The 18,857-nt window shown below is 70.9% G+C and carries 20 protein-coding genes; 5 read left to right on the top strand and 15 right to left on the bottom strand.

Features of this window, described 5'->3' with window-relative positions:
- Nucleotides 1-8 precede the first annotated feature (8 nt).
- From ABD331_RS16765 to ABD331_RS16790, 6 genes are all read right to left on the bottom strand, one after another.
- On the bottom strand, nt 9-986 hold the full coding sequence (locus ABD331_RS16765) for an ABC transporter permease (protein ID WP_344475549.1): 978 nt from the start codon (nt 984-986) through the stop codon (nt 9-11).
- 62 nt (nt 987-1,048) lie between these two features.
- The gene (locus ABD331_RS16770; RefSeq protein WP_344475551.1) at nt 1,049-2,485 is read right to left on the bottom strand and encodes an extracellular solute-binding protein; all 1,437 of its coding nucleotides are present in this window, start codon (nt 2,483-2,485) and stop codon (nt 1,049-1,051) included.
- Nucleotides 2,486-2,604: 119 nt separating this feature from the next.
- The gene (locus ABD331_RS16775) at nt 2,605-3,234 is read right to left on the bottom strand and encodes a YesL family protein (RefSeq protein ID WP_344475553.1); all 630 of its coding nucleotides are present in this window, start codon (nt 3,232-3,234) and stop codon (nt 2,605-2,607) included.
- Nucleotides 3,235-3,357: 123 nt separating this feature from the next.
- The gene (locus tag ABD331_RS16780) at nt 3,358-4,014 is read right to left on the bottom strand and encodes a DUF1961 family protein (protein WP_344475555.1); all 657 of its coding nucleotides are present in this window, start codon (nt 4,012-4,014) and stop codon (nt 3,358-3,360) included.
- A 75-nt stretch (nt 4,015-4,089) separates the two neighbouring features.
- Entirely contained in the window at nt 4,090-5,109 is a 1,020-nt protein-coding gene (locus tag ABD331_RS16785; RefSeq protein ID WP_344475557.1) for a LacI family DNA-binding transcriptional regulator, read from the bottom strand.
- Between the two features lie 162 nt (nt 5,110-5,271).
- Entirely contained in the window at nt 5,272-5,850 is a 579-nt protein-coding gene (locus tag ABD331_RS16790) for a TetR/AcrR family transcriptional regulator (protein ID WP_344475559.1), read from the bottom strand.
- An 88-nt stretch (nt 5,851-5,938) separates the two neighbouring features.
- On the opposite strand from ABD331_RS16790, the gene ABD331_RS16795 reads away from it, so the two are divergent.
- Nucleotides 5,939-6,763, top strand: a complete 825-nt coding sequence (locus tag ABD331_RS16795) for an NAD(P)H-binding protein (RefSeq protein ID WP_344475561.1) — start codon at nt 5,939-5,941, stop codon at nt 6,761-6,763.
- Between the two features lie 236 nt (nt 6,764-6,999).
- On the opposite strand, the gene ABD331_RS16800 is transcribed toward ABD331_RS16795, so the two are convergent.
- On the bottom strand, nt 7,000-7,656 hold the full coding sequence (locus ABD331_RS16800) for an acVLRF1 family peptidyl-tRNA hydrolase (protein WP_344475562.1): 657 nt from the start codon (nt 7,654-7,656) through the stop codon (nt 7,000-7,002).
- A 168-nt stretch (nt 7,657-7,824) separates the two neighbouring features.
- Here ABD331_RS16800 and ABD331_RS16805 point away from each other — a divergent pair, with 168 nt between their 5' ends.
- From ABD331_RS16805 to ABD331_RS16815, 3 genes are all read left to right on the top strand, one after another.
- On the top strand, nt 7,825-8,850 hold the full coding sequence (locus tag ABD331_RS16805) for an EAL domain-containing protein (protein ID WP_344475564.1): 1,026 nt from the start codon (nt 7,825-7,827) through the stop codon (nt 8,848-8,850).
- A 170-nt stretch (nt 8,851-9,020) separates the two neighbouring features.
- Entirely contained in the window at nt 9,021-10,319 is a 1,299-nt protein-coding gene (locus ABD331_RS16810; RefSeq protein ID WP_344475565.1) for an aminotransferase class V-fold PLP-dependent enzyme, read from the top strand.
- Nucleotides 10,316-11,101, top strand: coding sequence for an endonuclease/exonuclease/phosphatase family protein (locus ABD331_RS16815; protein ID WP_344475567.1), 786 nt, complete (start codon nt 10,316-10,318; stop codon nt 11,099-11,101). Before ABD331_RS16810 ends, ABD331_RS16815 begins: the two co-directional genes overlap by 4 nt.
- Before the next feature lie 27 nt (nt 11,102-11,128).
- On the opposite strand, the gene ABD331_RS16820 is transcribed toward ABD331_RS16815, so the two are convergent.
- The 8 genes from ABD331_RS16820 to ABD331_RS16855 form a co-directional block, all read right to left on the bottom strand.
- Nucleotides 11,129-11,734 carry a response regulator gene (locus tag ABD331_RS16820; protein ID WP_344475569.1) on the bottom strand — a complete coding sequence of 202 codons (606 nt, stop codon included), beginning with the start codon at nt 11,732-11,734 and terminating at the stop codon, nt 11,129-11,131.
- Nucleotides 11,731-12,846 carry a sensor histidine kinase gene (locus tag ABD331_RS16825; protein WP_344475571.1) on the bottom strand — a complete coding sequence of 372 codons (1,116 nt, stop codon included), beginning with the start codon at nt 12,844-12,846 and terminating at the stop codon, nt 11,731-11,733. Before ABD331_RS16825 ends, ABD331_RS16820 begins: the two co-directional genes overlap by 4 nt.
- On the bottom strand, nt 12,843-13,580 hold the full coding sequence (locus ABD331_RS16830) for an ABC transporter permease (protein WP_344475573.1): 738 nt from the start codon (nt 13,578-13,580) through the stop codon (nt 12,843-12,845). The genes ABD331_RS16825 and ABD331_RS16830 overlap by 4 nt, the downstream gene beginning before the upstream one ends.
- Nucleotides 13,580-14,464: an ABC transporter ATP-binding protein gene (locus ABD331_RS16835; protein WP_344475575.1), complete on the bottom strand. Its 885-nt coding sequence runs from the start codon at nt 14,462-14,464 to the stop codon at nt 13,580-13,582. The genes ABD331_RS16830 and ABD331_RS16835 overlap by 1 nt, the downstream gene beginning before the upstream one ends.
- A 70-nt stretch (nt 14,465-14,534) precedes the next feature.
- Nucleotides 14,535-15,077 carry a carbonic anhydrase gene (locus ABD331_RS16840; protein ID WP_344475577.1) on the bottom strand — a complete coding sequence of 181 codons (543 nt, stop codon included), beginning with the start codon at nt 15,075-15,077 and terminating at the stop codon, nt 14,535-14,537.
- 85 nt (nt 15,078-15,162) lie between these two features.
- Nucleotides 15,163-16,008, bottom strand: a complete 846-nt coding sequence (gene hisG, locus ABD331_RS16845) for an ATP phosphoribosyltransferase (RefSeq protein ID WP_344475580.1) — start codon at nt 16,006-16,008, stop codon at nt 15,163-15,165.
- Between the two features lie 63 nt (nt 16,009-16,071).
- On the bottom strand, nt 16,072-16,335 hold the full coding sequence (locus ABD331_RS16850) for a phosphoribosyl-ATP diphosphatase (protein WP_043628104.1): 264 nt from the start codon (nt 16,333-16,335) through the stop codon (nt 16,072-16,074).
- A gap of 101 nt (nt 16,336-16,436) precedes the next feature.
- Nucleotides 16,437-17,399 carry an acetylxylan esterase gene (locus tag ABD331_RS16855; RefSeq protein WP_344475583.1) on the bottom strand — a complete coding sequence of 321 codons (963 nt, stop codon included), beginning with the start codon at nt 17,397-17,399 and terminating at the stop codon, nt 16,437-16,439.
- Nucleotides 17,400-17,595: 196 nt separating this feature from the next.
- On the opposite strand from ABD331_RS16855, the gene ABD331_RS16860 reads away from it, so the two are divergent.
- Nucleotides 17,596-18,855 (top strand): extracellular solute-binding protein, encoded by a 1,260-nt coding sequence (locus tag ABD331_RS16860; RefSeq protein WP_344475585.1) that lies wholly within the window; start codon nt 17,596-17,598, stop codon nt 18,853-18,855.
- The last annotated feature ends 2 nt before the right edge of the window (nt 18,856-18,857 follow it).

An 18,857-nucleotide genomic window follows, 5' to 3' on the forward strand; every position in this document is an offset into this window, starting at 1 on the left:
GGGCCCCCTTAGAACAGTCCCCGCTGGCCCATGCGCTTGGCCAGCCAGTTGGAGCCGAAGATCAGGATGACGCCGGCCACGCCCTTGAACAGGCCGACCGCGGTGGAGTAGCTGAAGTTCCCGTTCTGGACGCCGGCGTAGTAGACGTAGGTGTCGAACACCTCGGCGACCTCGCGGTTCAGTGAAGTGGTCATCAGCCAGATCTGCTCGAAGCCGGAGTCCAGCAGGTTCCCGGAGGCGAGGATGGCCATGACGACGACCGTCGGGCGGATCGCGGGCAGCGTGACGTGCCAGAGCTGGCGGGAGCGGCCGGCGCCGTCCATGCGGGCGGCCTCGTACAGGTTGGGGTCCACGCCGGCCAGCGCGGCCAGGTAGATGATCGTGCCCCAGCCCGTCATCTTCCAGAGCTGCTGGAGGATGACGATCTCGCGGAACCACTGCTCCTGCGCCATGTAGTCGATCTTGGTGGTGTCGCCCAGCAGATCGCGCATCCAGGCGGCGATCACCCCGAAGTCGGCCGCGAACAGCACGTACGTCAGCGCCGCGACGATGGTCCACGACAGGAAGTGCGGGATGTAGATGAGCGACTGGATCGAGCGCTTGAGGATGTTGACCCGCAGCTCGTTCAGCATCAGCGCGACGATGACCGGCGCGGTGAAGACGAACATGATGTGCAGCGCCGCCAGGATCAGCGTGTTGGCCAGCAGCCGGGTGAAGTCAGGCCCGGAGAAGAGCTGCTCGAAGTGCTTGAGGCCGACCCAGGGGCTGCCCGAGTAACCGAGGAAGGGCAGGTAGTCCTGGAACGCGATCGTCACGCCGTACATCGGCAGGTACTTGAAGATCACGAAGTAGGCGACGCCCGGCAGGAGCATCAGGTAGAGCCAGCGATAACGCAGGACCGCGGTGCCGAGCGGCACCTTGTCGGCCCTTTTCGGCTTCTTCGCCTTGGGCGCCGCCTCAGGAGGCGTCGCCAGGTCGGTGGCCACAGCGGCCTCCTTTCGATGTGAGGGGCCCGGCGGGAGCCGGGCCCCTCACGCGGGGGGTCGTTCTACTTGGGGAGCTTGGCGAGCAGGTCGTTGACCTCGGTGATGATCTGGTCGCCGCCGCCGGTGTGCCACTTCTGGATCTCGGCCTTCAGGCCCGCCTCGTCGATCGCGCCCGAGAGGAACTTGACCCGCGCGTCACCGATGATCTTGTCGATCTGCGGGCCCTTCTCGACCTGAGCGGGAGCCACGACGGGCAGCGCGACGTTGTGCACCGCCGTCTTGAGGTCCTCCTCCACCAGTTCCTTCTGCTTGGCGATGATGTCCCTGTACGGCTGGCCGGGCGGGATGCGCTGGTAGGCGATGCCGCCGATGTCCATCGTGCCCTTGGTGCTGAGCTGGGTGAACGCGTCGTCCACGTTGTCCTGGATGGTCCTGACGGCGGGGTCGTCCACGTTGATCAGCGTGGCGGTGTCGCCGTTCTCGACCTTGAAGTTGCGGCCCTCGATGCCGTTCTGCAGCAGGACCTGGCCTTCCTTGGTGGCCAGCTTGTCCAGCGTCTTCAGCACGTTGTCCAGCTCGGCCTCGGTCCGCACGCTCTGCTTGGAGATGGCCAGGGAGTCGGCGTAGCCGCTGAAGGGGTAGGAGAACTTCTTGCCGTCGGAGCGCGCCAGGTTGCCGACCATGGTGACCTTGTCACCGTAGTTCTGGTCGCCGTCCTCCCTGAACAGGTCGAGGACCTGGCGGGAGCGGATGTTGACGTCGATGATCATGCCGCCGCGGCCGTGGAAGAACGGCTCGTTCCACTTGGCGGTGTCGAGGGTGGCGAAGTCGGGGTTGACCAGGCCCTCGTCGACCATCTTCTTGAGGAACTTGTTGGCCTCGATGAACTCCGGCGTGTCGAAGCCGGGGATGACCTTGCCGTCGCGCTCGCCCCAGCCGGTCGGGGCGCCGAACCAGGTCTCGACCACGTCGTACGGGCTGGCGCTGGCGTAGGAGCTGGACGGCCACTTCGGGATGATGAGGCCGTAGGTGTCCTTCTTGCCGTTGCCGTCCGGGTCCTTCTCGGTGAAGGCCTTGGCGACCTCGTAGAACTCCTCGATCGTCGTCGGCTCCTTGAGGCCGACCTTCTCCAGCCAGTCCTTGCGGATCACGACCGCCGAACGCAGCAGGGGGCGCATGCGGTAGAGGCCGTAGATCTTGCCGTTGACGGAGGCGTTGAGCGCGGTCCGCTCGTCCGCCGGCTTGAGGTTCGGATACTTGTCCAGTTTGTCGGTCAGGTCCCAGAACGCCCCGGCCTGCGCGGACTTCACGAACGCCGGCATCTTCGGGTCCACGACGACGACCTGCGGAATGCTGTCCGAGGCCAGCGTGACGTTCATCTTCTCGGTGTACTCGGCGTTGGGGACCCAGGTGACCTTGATCTTCTTGCCGAGGAACTTCTCGATGGCCTGCTGCAACTCGCCGGTGGGCTCGGGCGCGGTGCCGAACAGCTTCGCCATGAACGTGATCGTGTTCGGGTCCGACTGGGCCGCGTCGCCACCTCCAGAACAGGCCGAGGCGGTGAGAGCAGCCGTTAGCGTTAACACACCGGCAAGAAGCCGCCGACGACGGGATGCGCTCATGAGTTCCCTTTCGAATGCAAGCGCGCCTCGTTCTCCTGAAAGAAGCGCTGGCAGAGCCACGTGTTGAGATAGATCCACGCGCCGAAGCTGATCAGCGGCGCCAGGATGGGCAGCGCCAAGGTCGCGTAGGCGATGGCCGAGAGCGCTAGCAGCAAGATCACGGACGACGCCGGACGCAGCAGCGCTAGCTGGACCGCCTTGGGCCAGTAGGCCCAGAGCGGCAGGTCGTAGTGCGTGTAGAGCGGCCCCACATGTGCCCCCACACCCGCGAGCACGATGAGTGCCACGAAACTGGCGATTCGCGGCGCTGCGAGGTCAGGCCCCAGGGCGGAGAAGTAGAGGTAGTTGCCGACCAGCACGGTGGCGACGAGCACCGCCGGCAGGACCAGCAACGAGGCCCGGACGAACTCCCGTCGGTAGACGGTCCAGAATTCGGTCCAAGCCTGAAACGTTTCATTCCGGGCATGCCTCCGCGCCAGGGTGTAGGCGGCCACGGTAGCGGGCCCGAGCCCGAGAATCACGCCTCCCGCGAGGGTGAACACGAGCCAGATCAGGTTCAGGCGAGCCGCCCAGATGACCTCTGAGCAGGCAGCTTGGATCCTGATCGACATGGCGGGATGGTTCATCCGGCACCACCTTCTCGTGGCATGTGCACGGATACGGGGGTGGAGTATTGCACCGTGGTTCCTGCCCAGTTACAAGCGAGTGAACGGCGGTTGGTGCGAAATTAGTGTTGAATCGACTCAAAGTCAATGACGAGATACGCGGAGATTTGCGTACTCTCCGATCAGCGGAGCCATCTGCCGGAACCCGATCTTGCCTCCTGCCAGGGCGGGGCCGCCGATGGACCCGTCGTCCTCCCAGCGGAACGAGACCAAATCGTTGATTGCGAACGTCACGGCTCCCGCCTCGACGTCGAGGCGGATCGCGTAGGGACCGTCGGCGTCCAGCACGGCCGGCAGCGGGTCAGGCCCCTGGGCGACCAGGTGGAAGCCATGGCTCTTGCGCAGGTTGCAGGTGTGCAGGGCCCGTTCGGAGGGCCACATCCGGCGGAAGTACGACACGTGGTAGGCGTCGATGTCGCCGTGGTGGTATTGCTCGTAGGGCCCGTTGCGGGGCGTCAGGGCGGGGTCGAACAGGTCCTCGCCGTCCCTCCCCCTGGCGTGGAAGAACATGATCGCCAGGCCCGGCTCCCTGACGGGCCAGAAGTCCCACTCGACGCGGATGTCCTGCGGAAACTCCTCGGGACACCAGAGGACGAGGTTGGCCGCCTGACCGTCGGACGGCGGCCGGAGACTCTCCAGCCGCAGCCTGCCCTGCGGGAACGACAGGGCGCCGTCCCCCTCCATGCGGAAACCGGCCAGGTCCTGAGGGGTGGACAGGGAATTCTCATAGAGAACTCTCATGAAGGTGCTCCCTTGTGCGGGGCAAACGATTGAACGACCGCCGGTGATCGCCCGGCGGTGGGGCCACCCCCGCGCTCAGGCGTCGCGGCGCAGCGCGCTCGACTCCCGGATCACCAGGTCAGGCTGGAAGATGACCTGACGGTGCCGATGCTGCTCGGGGTCGGCGACCTCCTCCAGCAACAGGTCGATCGCCGTGCGTCCCAGGAGTTCCCTGGGCTGCCGGACGGAGGACAGCGGCACGGCCGCGGCGGCCGCGAAGTCGATGTCGTCGTAGCCGATGATCGCCAGATCCTCGGGGACGCGGAGCCCGTGCGAGGCCATGGCCTGTAAAAACCCCAGCGCCATCATGTCGTTGGCGCAGAACGCGGCGGTCGGCCGCTCGTCGGGAGGCAGCGCCGCCACCCGTTCGCCGATGGCCCGCCCCTCCGCCACGGTCAGCGTCGGCGCGCTGGAGGTGAGCAGTTCGACGGCGCCGTCCGCGGCGGCGACGGCGCTGGTCACGCCCGCGTGCCGGTCGGCCACCTGTTTGATGGACATCGGCCCGCCGGCGAACATGATCCGCCGGTGCCCGCGCTCGATGAGGTGCGCGCCGGCGATCTGCCCGCCGAGCCGGTCGTCCACGGCGACCGAGCACTGCAGCCCGGTCGCGGGGCTGTCGACCAGCACGACAGGGGTGCCGCGGGCGATCAGCTCCTCCACCCACGGGCTCTCCGTCTCGACCGGGGTGATCAGTATGCCCATCACCCGCTGCTGTTCGAGCTGGTCGAGGTGGCGGCGCTCGCGGCCGGTGTCGCCGGCGCTGTTGCAGAGCACCACCATCGAGTCGTGGTCGTCGGCCACGGATTCCGCACCCTGGGCGACGTCCACGAAGAACGGGTTGGACACGTCCAGCACGACGAGCCCCACCGTCCTGCTGCGGCCCACCCGCAGGTGGCGGGCCACCTCATTGCGGACGAAGCCGAGTTTCTTGATTGCTTCGAAGACGCGTTCGCGTGTGGCGGGGGACACGATCTCCGGGCGGTTGAGCACATTGCTCACCGTCCCCACTGAGACGCGCGCCAGCTGCGCGACCTCCTTGATGTTCCTGGTCGCCATCGATCCTCACGAGGCCGTGCTGCAGAAGAAGTACGTCGATCAGAGTGATAAAACGCAGGACTCGCTGCGTACGGCGAACCGCCGACTGCGGTTCACCGTGAACTTCGGCTCATCATAGCGGCATTCAAGATTGTTTTGAATCGTCTCAACGACTCGGGGTGGTCACGCTCCGGAAGGCGTGGCCGCGCCGGACTTCATCCCGTCGAGCATCAGGCGCAGATACCGGCCCGGATCGGCGGCCACCGGGGCGGGAAGCTGGTCCGGGTGGCAGGTGAAGACGTTCAGCAGGTGGATGAGGTCCTCGACGCCGACGTCCGGCCGCATCGACCCCTCGGCCTGCGCCTTACTGACCAGCGCGGCGAACTGCTCCACCCAGCCCGCCCGCACCCGCGCGAACTCCTCCCGGTCCACGACCGCCTCCTCCGGCAGCACGGCCAGCGCGGTGGACAGCGCGGCCCGGCCCGGCTCGGCGACCCAGGAGACGAACTCCCAGATGGCGCTCCAGGCGTCGGCGGAACCGGCGGCGGCGGTGTCCAGCGCCTCGGCCATCGTGTGGATGTAGTGGTCACCGACGGCCGCGATCAGCGCGTCGCGGTCGGGGAAGCGGCGGTAGAGCGTGCCGATGCCGACGCCGGCGCGCTTGGCGATGGCCTCCATGGGGGCGTTGACGCCGCGCTCCGCGACGACCTCCGCGGCCGCCTCGACGATCTTGTGCAGGTTCCGCCTGGCATCCGCGCGCACCCACGACCTCCAAGTGGACGATCCGATTCCGCTTAGTGTACCGTCCAGGCAACCGGAATCCGAGATTCCACTTACCGGGAGGACTCCCATGATCGTGATCACCGGTGCCACCGGCAACATCGGCCGCGCCCTCACCGGGCGGCTGCACGGCCACGGCCACGACACGCTCGCCGTCGTCCGCCGCCCCGCCGACGACCTGGGCAGCCCGTACGCGCCGGCCGACTTCGACGAGCCCCGCACCATCGGCGCGCTGCTGTCCCCCGGCGACCGGCTCTTCCTCAACAGCGGCATCTGGCCCGGCTTCGTCGACGCCCACCGCGCCGTCATCGACCTGGCCGCCGAGGCGGGCGTCGCGCAGATCGTCGCCGTCTCCGTCCGCGACGCCGCGCCGGGCGCGCGGCTCGGCATGGGCATGCACGGCCTCATCGACGCCCACCTCAGGAAGTCCGGCGTCCCGTACGCGATCCTCCAGCCCAGCGGCTTCATGCAGACCCTCCCCCGCGACTTCCACGACGGCACCATGTACGGCTCCTACGGCCACACCCCGGTCAACTACATCGACACCCGCGACATCGCCGACGTGGCCGCCGCCCTGCTCACCTCGCCCGTGGGCCCCGGCCGCGACTACCTGCTGACGGGCCCGCCGTCCCTCTCCCACTCCGCCATCGCCGGGCAGGTGGCCGAGGTGCTCGGGCGGGAGGTCCGGTACGTGAACCTGTCCGTGCCCGAGATGGCCGCCCACCTGGAGCGGCAGGGCATTCCGCAGCCGTTCGCGGGGGAGCTGGCCGAGCTGCAGGCCGAGACGGGGGATGGGAGCTGGGCGCCGACCACGGGGGTGGTGGAGGAGGTCACGGGGCGCGCGCCCCGCACATGGCAGGCCTTCCTCACCGACCACAAGCACGCCTTCGCCTGAACACCCCAGCCGGACGCGTCAGCCGAGCCCTTGAGGCGGGCACGGTCAGGCAGGCGCATGACGGGGGCGCATGACGGATCGCCTCAGCCGGGCACCTCAACCGGGCGCACAAGGCAAGCACCCCAACTGGGCGCAGGAGGCGAGCGCATGAGGCCGGGTGCAGGAGGCCGGGTGCAGGAGGCGGGCGTGATCGAGGCGGGCCGTCTGGGGGCGTCAGCCCTGATCGCCTGGACGCGTCAGGCGGGGTCGATGACGCGGACGCGTACCGCTCGGAACAGCGCGGGTGTGTCGCGGAGCACGGCCAGCCGCGGATCCGGCACCACCAGAAAGGGCTCGGTCTCCAGCGCCAGCACCGGCGCCAGCCGCCGGTCGGCGCGCAGGGCGTCCACCGCCCTGCGGTCACCACCGAGCACGACCGCGTCCAGTTCCCCCAGGTACGGCCCCAGCACCCGCACCGCCGTGCCCACCGCGTCGTCGAACGCCTGCGCCGCCTGGTTCCTGCGCCGCCTGGCGAACCGCTGCTGCGACCACCCCCCGGCCGCCGTCCTCCCCTGCACGAGCCGCGACCCGACCTTGGACGCCACCAGCGAGCCGCCGTGGAAGACCCCCGCCGCGTACCCGCCGAGCCGTACCAGGAACACCCCGATGCGCCGCTCCCGGCCGGCGTGCGCGACGAGCCTGGTCACGTGCGGCGGCCCCGGCGGCGTCATGGGCGGGAACGGCACGTGCAGCTCGGCCACCGCCCCGTCGCCCGCGACCAGCCGCACGACCCGCTCGTCGCCGCTCGCCGAGAAGGGCCCGTGACGCGTGGCGAACCCGTCGATCCACGGGTGCAGGCGCTCCGGCGGCACGGTGACCCACCGCCCGCCGCCCCTCGCCGGACGCGCACTCATGCCCCGCAGGCTAGCGGACCCCCACCGGTCCCCCTCACGCGGAACAACGCCGAAACAGCGAGAACAGGCGTCCCGAACAGAGCCGCGCCCGGGAACCAAAGCGGAAATGTCGGTAAATTCTGTTTCGCGGGGCTTCTGATACCCCTGTGACAGGAGCACCATCTGTACGTGTCCTCCCTGCTCACGAGTCCCCTGGTGGATCTCGACACCGGGGCCGTCATCGCGCACCCCGCCCTCGTGGACGCCACCGGCACCCTCCGCGCCGTCCCGCTGCCCATGGTGCTGGAGCTGCCGGTCCGGGTGGTGCTGTCGGGCGCGGGCGCGCTGGCCCCCCTGCACGAGGCGCTGCGCAGAGCGGGCAGGCATCCGCGCGAGGCGATCCTGCTGCTCGCTGGACCGTGCCACGACCAGGACAGGCCGCTGCTCAAGGTAGGGCTCGACGGGCTGCGCACGATCGGCTACCTGCTCGGTTTCGCGGACGTGGGCACCGCGGGCGCGGCCCTGGACCTGATCACCGACTCCTCCCCGTACCTGCTGGCCCTCGACCCCGAGGTGGTCTCGCGCATCCCCGGCGACCACCGGGCGATCGCGGTGGCGCGGGCGGTCGTGACGCTGGCGCGCGGGATCGGCGCGCACGTCATGGCGCCGGGCGTGGAGCGCGAGGCGCAGGTGGCGACGGCGCGCGGGCTGGGCGTGCGGCTCGCGCACGGCCCGCTGCTGGCGCCCGGCCCGGACGGCAAGATCCGGGTGCCGCTGCCGGTCTCGGACGAGTCGCCCGCCACGGTCATGCTCGGCCCGCGTGTCCAGGAGCTGCTGCTGCCCGCCGTGACGCTGCCCGCGGAGGCGAAAGCGGAGGACGCCGTGGCGGCGTTCGGGCACGAGCCGACGATCACCAGCGTGATCCTGGTGGACGAGTTCCAGCGGCCCAAGGGCAGCCTGGACCGCAGCCGCTTCCTGCTGTCGTTCGCGGCCCGCTACGGGCACGCGCTGCACGGCTCGAAACCCGCTCAGCGGCTGGCCGACCCGCCGCGTACGGTGCCGCGCACCACCCCGGCCATCGCCGCCATGCAGGCGGCCGGCCGGGACGCGACCCGCGTCTACGACGACCTGGTGGTCACCGACGAGCTGAACCGCTGCCTGGGCATCGTCCGCGTCTCCGACCTGATCAGGCAGATCGCCGCGATCCGCAGCTGACGCATACGGGTGAGAAGCAGGCACTCTCTGACGCATGCGGGTGGAATGCAGGCATGGCCGACGCATGTGGACAGGAAGCAAAGCATCGCCGACGCATGCCGGCAGGAAGCATGGCGGACGCATGCACGCACGAAGCAAGCATGGCCGACGCATGCGGGTAGGAAGCAGGCATGCTGAACAGACGGGCCCTGCTCGGTGCCGGGCTGCTTGCCGGGGCGTCGGCGTGCACCGCCAAACCGTCCCCGCCGTCCGCCCCGCCGCGGAGTTTCGATCCGGCCGACTGGGCGTCGGTGCGTGCCCAGTTCGCGCTCGACCCGGCGTACGGCCAGTTCGCCGCGTTCGTGCTGGCCCCCGCCCCGGCGCAGGTGCGCGAGGCGATCAGGACGCACCGCGACGGGCTGGACGCCGACCCGGAGTACACGCCGCCCGGCGGCGGCTCGCCGGACGGCTCCCCCGACGGGGCCGTGCGCGAGGCCGCCGCCCGCTACCTGAAGACGGACCCGGGCGGGATCGCGCTGACCGACAGCACCACGATGGGCCTGGCGCTGCTCTACTCCGGCCTCGTCCTGCGCCCCGGCCAGGACGTGCTGACCACCGAGCACGACTTCCTGGCCACCCACGAGGGCCTGCGCCTGCTGGCGGCGCGCACGGGCGCGGAGGTGCGCAGGGTCCGCCTGTACGACGACCCGGCCCGCGCCTCGGCCGACCGCATGGTGTCGGCGATCAAGGAGGGTCTCGGCCCGCGCACCCGGGTCGTGGCGGTCACCTGGGTGCACTCCAGCACCGGCGTGCGCGTGCCGATCCGCGCCATCGCCGACCTGCTGGCCGAGGCGAACAAGGGCCGCGCCGAACACGACAGGGCGCTGCTGTGCGTGGACGGCGTGCACGGGTTCGGCGCGATGGACGACGGTGTCGCCGACCTGGGCTGCGATTTCCTGGCCAGCGGCACCCACAAGTGGCTGTTCGGGCCGCGCGGCACCGGCATCGTGTGGGGCCGCTCCTGGGACGCGGTCGCCCCGATCGTGCCGAGCTTCAGCCAGGCCGCCTTCACCGCCTGGCAGGGCGGCGGCTCACCCGGCGCCACGACGGCCGAGCTGGTCACGCCCGGCGGGTTCAAGGCGTTCGAGCACCGGTGGGCGATGCCGCAGGCGTTCGCGTTCATGACGGCGATCGGCAAGGACCGGGTGCGGGCGCGCACCCAGGAGCTGGCCACCCGGCTGAAGGCGGGCCTGGCCGAAATCCCGCACGTCACGCTGGCCACGCCGCGGGCTCCCGAGTTGTCGGCGGGGCTGGTGTGCTGCTCGGTGGCCGGGATGGAGCCGTTCGAGGCGGTGCGGCGGTTGCACGAGCGCAAGGTGGTCGCGAGCGTGACGCCGTACAACCCCTCGCTGCTGCGGTTCGGCACGAGTATCGTGACGGGTCCCGAGCAGGTGGACGCGGCGGTCAAGGCGGTGGAGGGGCTGAGATGATCTGGTCGGAGCCGTACGGGCCGCTGATCGGGACCGGCGTGCGCGTGCTGACCTGGAACGTGTGGGGCGAGCACGGCCCGTACGCCGAGCGGGCGCCGCGCGTCGAGAAGGCGGTGCGCGACCTGACGCCCGACGTGGTGGCGTTACAGGAGTGGGCCGGTCAGCGCTTCGGCTACGAGCACGCGGCGGCCGTCACCGCGCAGGCGCCGGTCGCCGTGTTGTCGCGCTGGCCGATCGTGCGGCAGGCGGATCGCCTGCTGCCGGGCGGGCCGCCCGAGGGCGAGCCGGGCGCGGTGCTGCCAGGCCGGGCGCAGTTCTGCGAGGTGGACGGGCCGCGCGGGCCGTTGCAGGTGTTCAGCGTGATGATCGGGGCCTACCGGCTGGGCGACTCGCGGGCACGGCAGGAGCAGGTACGGGCGCTGGCCGCGTTCGTCCGGGAGGTGGCCTCCCGCCGGCATCCGACGCTGGTGTGCGGCGACTTCAACGCGCCGCCCGACAGCGACGAGATGCGGATGCTGACCGGGCGCGCCGCGACCCCCGTGCCGGGGCTCGTCTTCTACGACGCGTGGGAGGTCGCCGGCGACGGCGGCCCCGGCCACACCTGGAGCAACGCCAACCCGTACGCGCGGCCCGGCCTCTACCCCGACCGGCGCTTCGACTACGTGCTGAGCGCCTGGCCGAGGGCGGGCGGCGCGGGGCATCCGACGCGCTGCGAGGTGGTCGGCGACGGCGCCGAGCCCGGCTCCGACCACTACGGGGTGCTGGCCGAGCTGCGCTACTGACTCCTGCGCCCAGCCCTGCACCGAGCCCTACACCCAGCCCTGCGCCCTGGCCCGCCGCACCGCCTCGATGCGGTTGCGGGCGTGCGTCTTCTGGATGGCCGACGACAGGTAGTTGCGCACGGTGCCCTCCGACAGATGCAACGCCGAGGCGATGTCCCCGATGGTCGAGCCGTCCGCCGCCGCGGCCAGCACGTCGCGCTCGCGCCCCGACAGCGGGTTGGGCCCCGCGCTGAGCGCCGCCGCGGCGAGTGCCGGGTCGATGACCCGCTCCCCCGCGTGCACCCGCCGGATGGCCGCCGCCAGCTCCCTGGCCGGGCTGTCCTTGACGAGGAACGCCACCGCCCCGGCCTCCATGGCCGTCCGCAGGTAGCCGGGCCGCCCGAACGTGGTGAGGATCATCACCCGGCAGCCGGGCACCCGTGAGGTGATCCGCGCGCAGGCGGTGAGCCCGTCGGTGCCGGGCATCTCGATGTCGAGCAGCGCCACGTCGGGCCGGGCCGCGGCCGCCACGGTCAGGGCCTCGTCGCCGTTCGCGGCCTCGCCGACGACCTCGATGTCCGGTTCGAGGCCCAGCAGGGACGCCAGCGCGCCCCGCACCATGCCTTGGTCCTCGGCCAGGATCACCCGGATCACGCCGGCACCCGCACGCTCAGCCGGTGCCCGCCGCCCGGCGCGGGGCCCGCCATGACGGTGCCGCCCGCGCCCGTCACCCGTTCGGTCAGCCCGCGCAGGCCGCTGCCCTGCTCGTACGGCCGGCCGTCGCCGTTCCCGTCGTCCATGATCTCCAGGATGGCGGCGTCCTTCTCGTACGTCATCCTGATCTCGCACCGGGTGGCCCGCGCGTGGCGTACGACGTTGGTGGTGCCCTCGCGCACGCCCCACCCGAACAGGCCGTCGAGCGGCTCGGGCAGCGGCGTGCCCGACAGCCGCACCTCGGCGTGCACCCCGGCCGCCCGCAGCACGGCCCTGGCGCTGTCGAGCTCTTCCTCCAGGTTGCGCCGCCGGTAGCCGGTGACGGCCTCGCGCACCTCGACCAGGGCCTTCCTGGCGACGGCCTCGATGTCGCCGATCTCGCCGCGGATCTCGGGCGACTGCTCGGCGAGGCGGCCGGCCAGCTCGCTCTTGAGCACGATCAGCGACAGGCTGTGGCCGAGCAGGTCGTGCAGGTCGCGGGCGATGCGCAGCCGTTCCTCCGTCGCGGCCAGCCGGGCCACCTCGTCCTGGGCCAGGCGCAGCTTGATGCCCATGGCCCGGCTGTTGCGGATGCTGATGAACAGCACGCCGAGCGTCACCACCTGCAAGGCCAGCACGATGAGGCCGGCGGCGTCGTTGTCGTGGACGACGCCCGCGGCGATCACGGTCACCAGGTTGACGCTGATCGCCCACAGCGCCCACAGGGCCGGGAGCGTGAACCCGTACAGCACGACGGTGAAGACCGGCAGGGACAGCCAGGCGCCGCCGAAGACCGCCGCGGCGCCCATCCCGAGCACGGTGGTGATCACGAGCAGCAGGTACGTCCACCGGCCGCGCTCGGTGATGCTCTTCGCGCTGAGCACCGTGGCCAGGAAGCCGGCGACGTACGCGGCCAGCGCCACCCCCGCCCAGACCGCCCGCGCCCCCGTGATCTCGCCGGTCACGATCTCGGCGGCGGGGAAGACCAGGTAGACCAGCCCGACCGAGATGCCGAGCAGCCGCCGCGGCGGCGAGCCTGTCTCGTTGAAGCTGATCCTGTCGGCGAAGCTCATGCCCGTACGGTAGCCCGCCGGTAGAGCAGCGCCGCCGCCCCGCCCAGCACGACCGCCCACGCGGCCACCACCAGCACGTCGAGCATCGCGACGCCGTGCCCGCCCGCCAGGCTCCAGCCGAGGCTCGCGTAGTGGAAGGACGGGGTGATCTCGGCGACGGTCCGCATCACGCCGCCGAACAGGTCGGGCGGGAACCACAGGCCGCCGGCGATGGTCAGCGCGAACATGCAGATCATGGTGGCCGGCTGGCAGGCGTCCGCGGACAGCAGCGACCCGAGGGCCAGCCCCAGCGCGACGAACGGCACGACGCCCAGCCACAGCGCCAGCAGCAGCGCCAGCCACCGTCCTGGCGGCAGCGACACGCCCTGCTGCACGACCGCGACCAGGCCGACCAGCAGCAGCGAGGGCAGCACGAGCGTCATGGCGCTGGCGAGCTTGGCGGCGACGACGGCCCAGGGCGGCAGCGGGGTGATCTGGATCTGCCGCAGCCAGCCGGACTGCCGTTCGGCGGCCAGCGGGACGGCGGAGCTCATCATGGACGAGGCCAGCGCGCCGTAGGCGGCCATCGACACCATGAGCACGACGTTGTAGCCGACGCCGGTCCCGTCGGCCTGGCTGCCGTAGATGTTGGCGTTGATCAGGTAGAGCAGGACGGGGAAGGCGACGACGAAGATGAGGTAGCGCCGGTTGCGCAGGGTGCGCAGCGTCTCGGCCCTGGCGAAGGAGAGCAGCATCAGGACTCCCTGGTGAGCTGGAGGAAGGCGGACTCGAGGTCCGCGGAGGAGAGCCGGATCCCGCGCACGTCCAGCGTGGTGCCGCGGTAGAGGCCGGCGAGCGTGGCGTCGGCGTCGCGGGTGTGCAGGACGGCGGTGCCGTCGGCGATCTCCACGGCGGTGACGCCGGGCAGCCGGTCGAGCCCGGCCGAGGGCTGGGCGCCCAGCGTGAAGCTGACGGTGTGGCCGCCGGCGTCGGCCTTGATCTGGGCGGCGGTGCCGTCGGCGGCCAGCCGCCCCCTGGCGATGACGATCACCCGGTCGGAGTGCTCGTCGGCCTCCTCCAGGTAGTGGGTGGCGAACAGCACGGTCCTGCCGCCGGCCGCGTAGTCGTGCATGGCGGCCCAGAAGCGCAGCCTGGACTCCACGTCCATGGCCGCGGTCGGCTCGTCGAGCAGCAGGACGCGCGGCGCGCCCGCGACGGCCAGGGCGAACCTGACGCGCTGCGCCTGCCCGCCGGACAGCTTGTTCGCGCGCCGCCCGGCGAGCTCGGTCAGGTCGGCCATGGAGAGGATCTCGTCGAGGGCGAGCGGGTCGGGGTAGAGCCCGCGGACGAGGTCCACGGTCTCCTTGACGGTCAGCTCGGGGATGAGCGCGCCGTCCTGCAGCATGGCGCCCATCTCGCCGGCCGCGACGGCCTGGGCCGGGGCACGGCCGTGGACGGCGATCGTGCCCCGGCTGGGCCGCAGCAGGCCGAGCAGGAGGTTGATGGAGGTCGACTTGCCCGCGCCGTTGGGCCCGAGCAGGGCCACGGTGGTGCCGGGCTCGATGGTGAGTGAGAGGTCGTCCACGGCGAGCACGTCCCCGTAGTGCTTGCTGACGTGGTCGAACACGATGCCGGTCATGACCGGAACGTTAGGCCGGGCCCGCGGGACGGCGGCAGTGCGTTCCTTCCGCTTCTGGCGGTGACATTTGTCAGATCACGCGGCTCACCAGCCCCGTGTCGAGGCTGTAGTAGGCGCCGATGACGGTGGCGCTGCCGTACAGGAGGGGGTCGGCTCTCAGGCGTTGGACGGTCCGCCGGATGTGGGCCTGGACCATGGGTTCGACGCGGCCGTTGGAGGTGGCGTAGGCGGGTTCGAGCGCCTCGACGATCGCGGGCAGCTCGCCGGGCAGGGTGAGGCGCCGGCGTAAGGCCCGCGCGGCCGCCGTGACCGCGCCGCAGCGCTGGTGGCCGAGGACCACGACGAGGCTGGCCCGCAGGTCCTGCGGGCCGTACTGGACGGCGGCGGTGACGAGGGAGTCGAGGGTGTGGGCGGCGGTACGGACGACCAGCAGGTCGCCGAGGCCGACGTCGAAGACGACCTCGGGCGGCACCCGGGAGTCGATGCACGAGAGCACGACCGCCCGGGGCTGCTGCCCGGAGGCGACCTGTCTCCGGCGTCGCGGGTCCTGGTGCGGGTGGGCGGACTTGCCCGCCGCCCAGCGCCGGTTGCCCTGTTCGAGTAAGGACCACATCTGCCTGGCTGAACCACGCCAAGCGACCGCTTCGTTACGCACGGTTCCGGTATGCCCGCCGGGCCGGTGGCCTAGCGGGCAGACCTCACAGGCGGCAGGCGTAGATGTCGGTGACCAGGATGGCCCTTGCGCCGATGTCCCAGAGCTGATCCATCACCTGCTGGTGGCCCTTGCGCCGGACCATGGCGCGCACGGCGACCCAGCCCTCGCGGTGCAGCGGCGAGACGGTGGGGCCCTCCATGCCGGGCGTCAGCGCGATGGCCTCCTCGATGCGCTCGGCGCGGATGTCGTAGTCCATCATGACGTAGTCGCGGGCCTGCACGACGCCCTGGAAGCGGCGGACGAGCTGGCCGACCCCCGGGGTGTCGGGCGCGCTGTGCCGCTTGATCAGCACGGCCTCCGACTTCATGATCGGGTCGCCGAACACCTCCAGGCCGACGTTGCGCAGCGTGGTGCCGGTCTCGACGACGTCGGCCACGGCGTCGGCCACGCCCAGCCTGATGGCCGTCTCGACGGCGCCGTCGAGCTTGATCACCCGGGCGTCCACGCCCTGGTCGGAGAGGTACTTGTCGAGCAGGCCCGCATAGGAGGTGGCGATGCGCCTGCCGTTGAGGTCCTGTGCGCAGGACATCGTGCCGGCCGCGGCGGCCAGCCGGAAGGTGGAGGCACCGAAGCCGAGCGGCATGATCTCCTCGACCGGAGCGCCGGAGTCGATCAGCATGTCGCGGCCGGTGATGCCGACGTCGAGGGTGCCCTCACCGACGTAGACGGCGATGTCGCGGGGGCGCAGGAAGAACAGCTCCCAGCCGTTCGCCTCGTCGACGACGACGAGCTCCTTGCTGTCCCTGCGGGACCGGTAACCGGCCTCCTTCAGCATGTCCTGGGCGGCCTCGCTGAGCGAGCCCTTGTTGGGTACTGCCAGACGCAGCATGTCCGTAGGTCCTTACGTGTGTGTGCCTTCCGCTATCTCTGGTGGCGGGCGCACCGCGGCGCCCTAGAGATGCTTGTAGACCTGGTCGAGGCCGATGCCCTTGGCGATCATCAGCACCTGCACGTGGTAGAGGAGCTGCGAGATCTCCTCGGCGGCCCTGTCGTCTGACTCGTACTCGGCGGCCATCCAGCTCTCGGCGGCCTCCTCGACGACCTTCTTGCCGATGGCATGGACGCCGGCGTCGAGCGCGGCCACGGTGCCCGAGCCCGCGGGCCGGGTACGGGCCTTCTCTGACAGCTCGGCGAACAGCTCTTCGAAGGTCTTCATGATCTCTCTCGTCGGTCGGATGACGTGCCTGTTAAGCCTAGTCTGCGTCACGGGGTGACGCCGCCCCGCGTCCGCCACGCGAGACGGGCGTCACCCGCTGTTCATCCCAGTGCCTTCCTTGCCCTGGCCACCCGTTCCATGGCGTGCGCGGACTCGCCGCCCTCGTGCCCGTTGTACGGGTACACCCTGATGTCCTTCTCCCCCGCGTAGTGGTTGTAGGCGGCGAACACCGTGGACGGCGGCGTGATCCCGTCCTGCAGCCCGGCGGAGAACAGCGCGGGCGTGCGCGCCCTGGCGGCGAAGTTGACCCCGTCGAAGTAGGCGAGGGTCGCGAAGACCCGCTCCACCTGGTCCTTGAACGCCCGGCAGTAGGCGGCCAGCTCGGCGTACGGGTACTCGGGGGTGATCTGCGTGGCGTGCCTGATGTGGCACATGAAGGGCACGTCCAGCAGCGCGCACGCCAGGCCGGGCGCCAGCGCGGACACGGCCAGCGCGATCGCGCCGCCCTGGCTCGCGCCGCCGACCGCGACCGCGCCGATCCCGGGATGCGCCCTGGCTGCTTCGACCGCGCGCACGGCGTCGGTGTAGAGCCGCCGGTAGTAGTAGGCGCCGGGGTCGTGGATGCCGCTGGTCATCACGCCCGGCGTCTGCGGCCCCGTGCCGGGGTACGGGTCGGCGGTGTCGCCGCGCCGCCACCCGCCCGCGCCCTGGCCGCGGCTGTCCATGGCGAACACGGCGTACCCGAAGCTGGGCCACAGCAGCCAGTCGATCGGCAGCCCGCGCCCGCCGCCGTACCCCTGGTACTCGACCACGCACGGCACCGGCCCGGTGGTGTGGCGCGGCAGCAGCAGCCAGCCCTTGATGGGGTGGCCGCCGAAGCCGGCGAAGGTCACGTCGAACACGTCGGCCACGGTCAGGCCGGTGGGGACGGGGACGAACTCGGGGGCGAGGTCGTGGGCGCGGGCCTCGGCGAGTGTCCGCTGCCAGAAGGCGTCGAAGTCGGCGGGCTCGTCCCGCTCGGGCAGGTACTCGCGTAGCTGCGGCAGGGGCATGTCGACGAACATCGCGCCACCCTACCCGCAAGCCCTGAACCGGGAAAGCCGCCCCCGGCAGGCCGTGCATCGTGCCAAAACCGCATCTCGACAGGCCAGCGCCGCGTCGCTCACACAGCGATGAAACTTACATGACTCAGAGTTGTCACTTACCCGTTTAAGTGATGAGATTCCGCACATTAGGCGGCGAGAGATCGGATGGCTCCCCATGCGACGTACGACGGCGGCATGCACCACGGTCCTGCTCGCGCTCGTGAGCGCGGCCTGCGCCACGAGCGGCCGGCCCCAGACCCAGCAGGCGGCGACCGACGCCCCCGCGACCCTGTCCTTCTGGTCCACCGGCGGCGACGACGAGACGGCGATCTTCCAGAAGGCGGCCGACCTCTACCACCAGAAACACCCCAACGTGACGGTCAAGGTGCAGACCCTGTCGTGGGACGACGCGTACGCCAAGCTCCTGGCGGCGGCCACCAGCCGCAGCGGCCCCGACGTCATCTCCGGCGGCATGACCTGGACCATCCAGTTCGGCGCCAGAGGCGCCATGGTGGACCTGCGCAAGCACGGCCTGGAGTCGCTCAAGGCGCAGGCCCAGCCCGCGCAGTGGGAGTCCGCCATCTCTCCCGACGGCTCGGTGTACGGCGTGCCGCTGGACATGTCCACCCTCGCCCTCTACTACCGCACCGACCTGCTGGAGAAGGCCGGTCTCGACGGACCGCCGAAGACGTGGGAGGAGCTGACCGCGGCCATCGGCAAGCTGAAGGCGGCCGGGGTGGCCAAGCCGTACAGCCAGGACTGGGGCAACCTCGACTGGATCGGCTACTTCAACTACCTCTACCAGGCGGGCGGCGCCTTCTACACGCCCGAGTGCAAGCCCTCGCTCGGCACCCCGCAGGCCGAGCAGGCGCTGGCGTACTGGGTGGACCTGTACCGCGAGCACGGCGCGCCGACCGCCAGCGTGGAGGCCTCCGACGCGCTCGACACCGGCACCGCGCTGGTGGTGGGCGGCAACTGGATCGCCAAGGGCATCGACGTCAACAAGCCGAAGCTGAAGGGCAAGTGGGCGATGACCACGCTGCCCGCGGGCCCGGCCGGGCCGACCACGTTCATCGGCGGGCGCGCGATCGGCGTGACGTCCTTCAGCAAGCACGCCCAGACGGGCGCGGACTTCGTGAAATTCATGTACAGCGACGAGGCCATCGCGGCGATCGTGGACGAGGCCAGGAAGCGGAACCTGCCCTACATCCCGCCGCGTCCCGACAAGGTGGTGGACTCCTCGTCGTTCACGCCCGACCAGGCCCGCGTTTTCGAGCAGGCGTTCAGCACCGGCAAGGCCGCGCCCGGCTGCCCCGGCTGGGACGAGAGCGCCCCGGACGTCTCCAAGCAACTGCAGTCGGCCATCCTCGGCAAGGCGGACGTCAAGACCGCGCTGGCCGAGGCCGCCAAGGTGATGGAGCGCAACGCCGGCTGAGG

It is taken from the genome of Nonomuraea monospora, from assembly GCF_039531895.1.
Classification (GTDB): domain Bacteria; phylum Actinomycetota; class Actinomycetes; order Streptosporangiales; family Streptosporangiaceae; genus Nonomuraea; species Nonomuraea monospora.

What these genes read in the sequence shown, in the direction of transcription:
- ABD331_RS16795 (WP_344475561.1), top strand. Translation starts at nt 5,939, where the DNA reads ATGATCGTGATCACCGGTGCCACCGGCAACATCGGCCGCGCCCTCACC.
- hisG (WP_344475580.1), bottom strand. Translation starts at nt 16,008, where the DNA reads ATGCTGCGTCTGGCAGTACCCAACAAGGGCTCGCTCAGCGAGGCCGCC.
- ABD331_RS16770 (WP_344475551.1), bottom strand. Translation starts at nt 2,485, where the DNA reads ATGGCGAAGCTGTTCGGCACCGCGCCCGAGCCCACCGGCGAGTTGCAG.
- ABD331_RS16780 (WP_344475555.1), bottom strand. Translation starts at nt 4,014, where the DNA reads ATGAGAGTTCTCTATGAGAATTCCCTGTCCACCCCTCAGGACCTGGCC.
- ABD331_RS16800 (WP_344475562.1), bottom strand. Translation starts at nt 7,656, where the DNA reads ATGAGTGCGCGTCCGGCGAGGGGCGGCGGGCGGTGGGTCACCGTGCCG.
- ABD331_RS16840 (WP_344475577.1), bottom strand. Translation starts at nt 15,077, where the DNA reads ATGTGGTCCTTACTCGAACAGGGCAACCGGCGCTGGGCGGCGGGCAAG.
- ABD331_RS16855 (WP_344475583.1), bottom strand. Translation starts at nt 17,399, where the DNA reads ATGTTCGTCGACATGCCCCTGCCGCAGCTACGCGAGTACCTGCCCGAG.
- ABD331_RS16860 (WP_344475585.1), top strand. Translation starts at nt 17,596, where the DNA reads ATGCGACGTACGACGGCGGCATGCACCACGGTCCTGCTCGCGCTCGTG.
- ABD331_RS16850 (WP_043628104.1), bottom strand. Translation starts at nt 16,335, where the DNA reads ATGAAGACCTTCGAAGAGCTGTTCGCCGAGCTGTCAGAGAAGGCCCGT.
- ABD331_RS16835 (WP_344475575.1), bottom strand. Translation starts at nt 14,464, where the DNA reads ATGACCGGCATCGTGTTCGACCACGTCAGCAAGCACTACGGGGACGTG.
- ABD331_RS16810 (WP_344475565.1), top strand. Translation starts at nt 9,021, where the DNA reads ATGCTGAACAGACGGGCCCTGCTCGGTGCCGGGCTGCTTGCCGGGGCG.
- ABD331_RS16785 (WP_344475557.1), bottom strand. Translation starts at nt 5,109, where the DNA reads ATGGCGACCAGGAACATCAAGGAGGTCGCGCAGCTGGCGCGCGTCTCA.
- ABD331_RS16775 (WP_344475553.1), bottom strand. Translation starts at nt 3,234, where the DNA reads ATGAACCATCCCGCCATGTCGATCAGGATCCAAGCTGCCTGCTCAGAG.
- ABD331_RS16825 (WP_344475571.1), bottom strand. Translation starts at nt 12,846, where the DNA reads ATGAGCTTCGCCGACAGGATCAGCTTCAACGAGACAGGCTCGCCGCCG.
- ABD331_RS16830 (WP_344475573.1), bottom strand. Translation starts at nt 13,580, where the DNA reads ATGCTGCTCTCCTTCGCCAGGGCCGAGACGCTGCGCACCCTGCGCAAC.
- ABD331_RS16815 (WP_344475567.1), top strand. Translation starts at nt 10,316, where the DNA reads ATGATCTGGTCGGAGCCGTACGGGCCGCTGATCGGGACCGGCGTGCGC.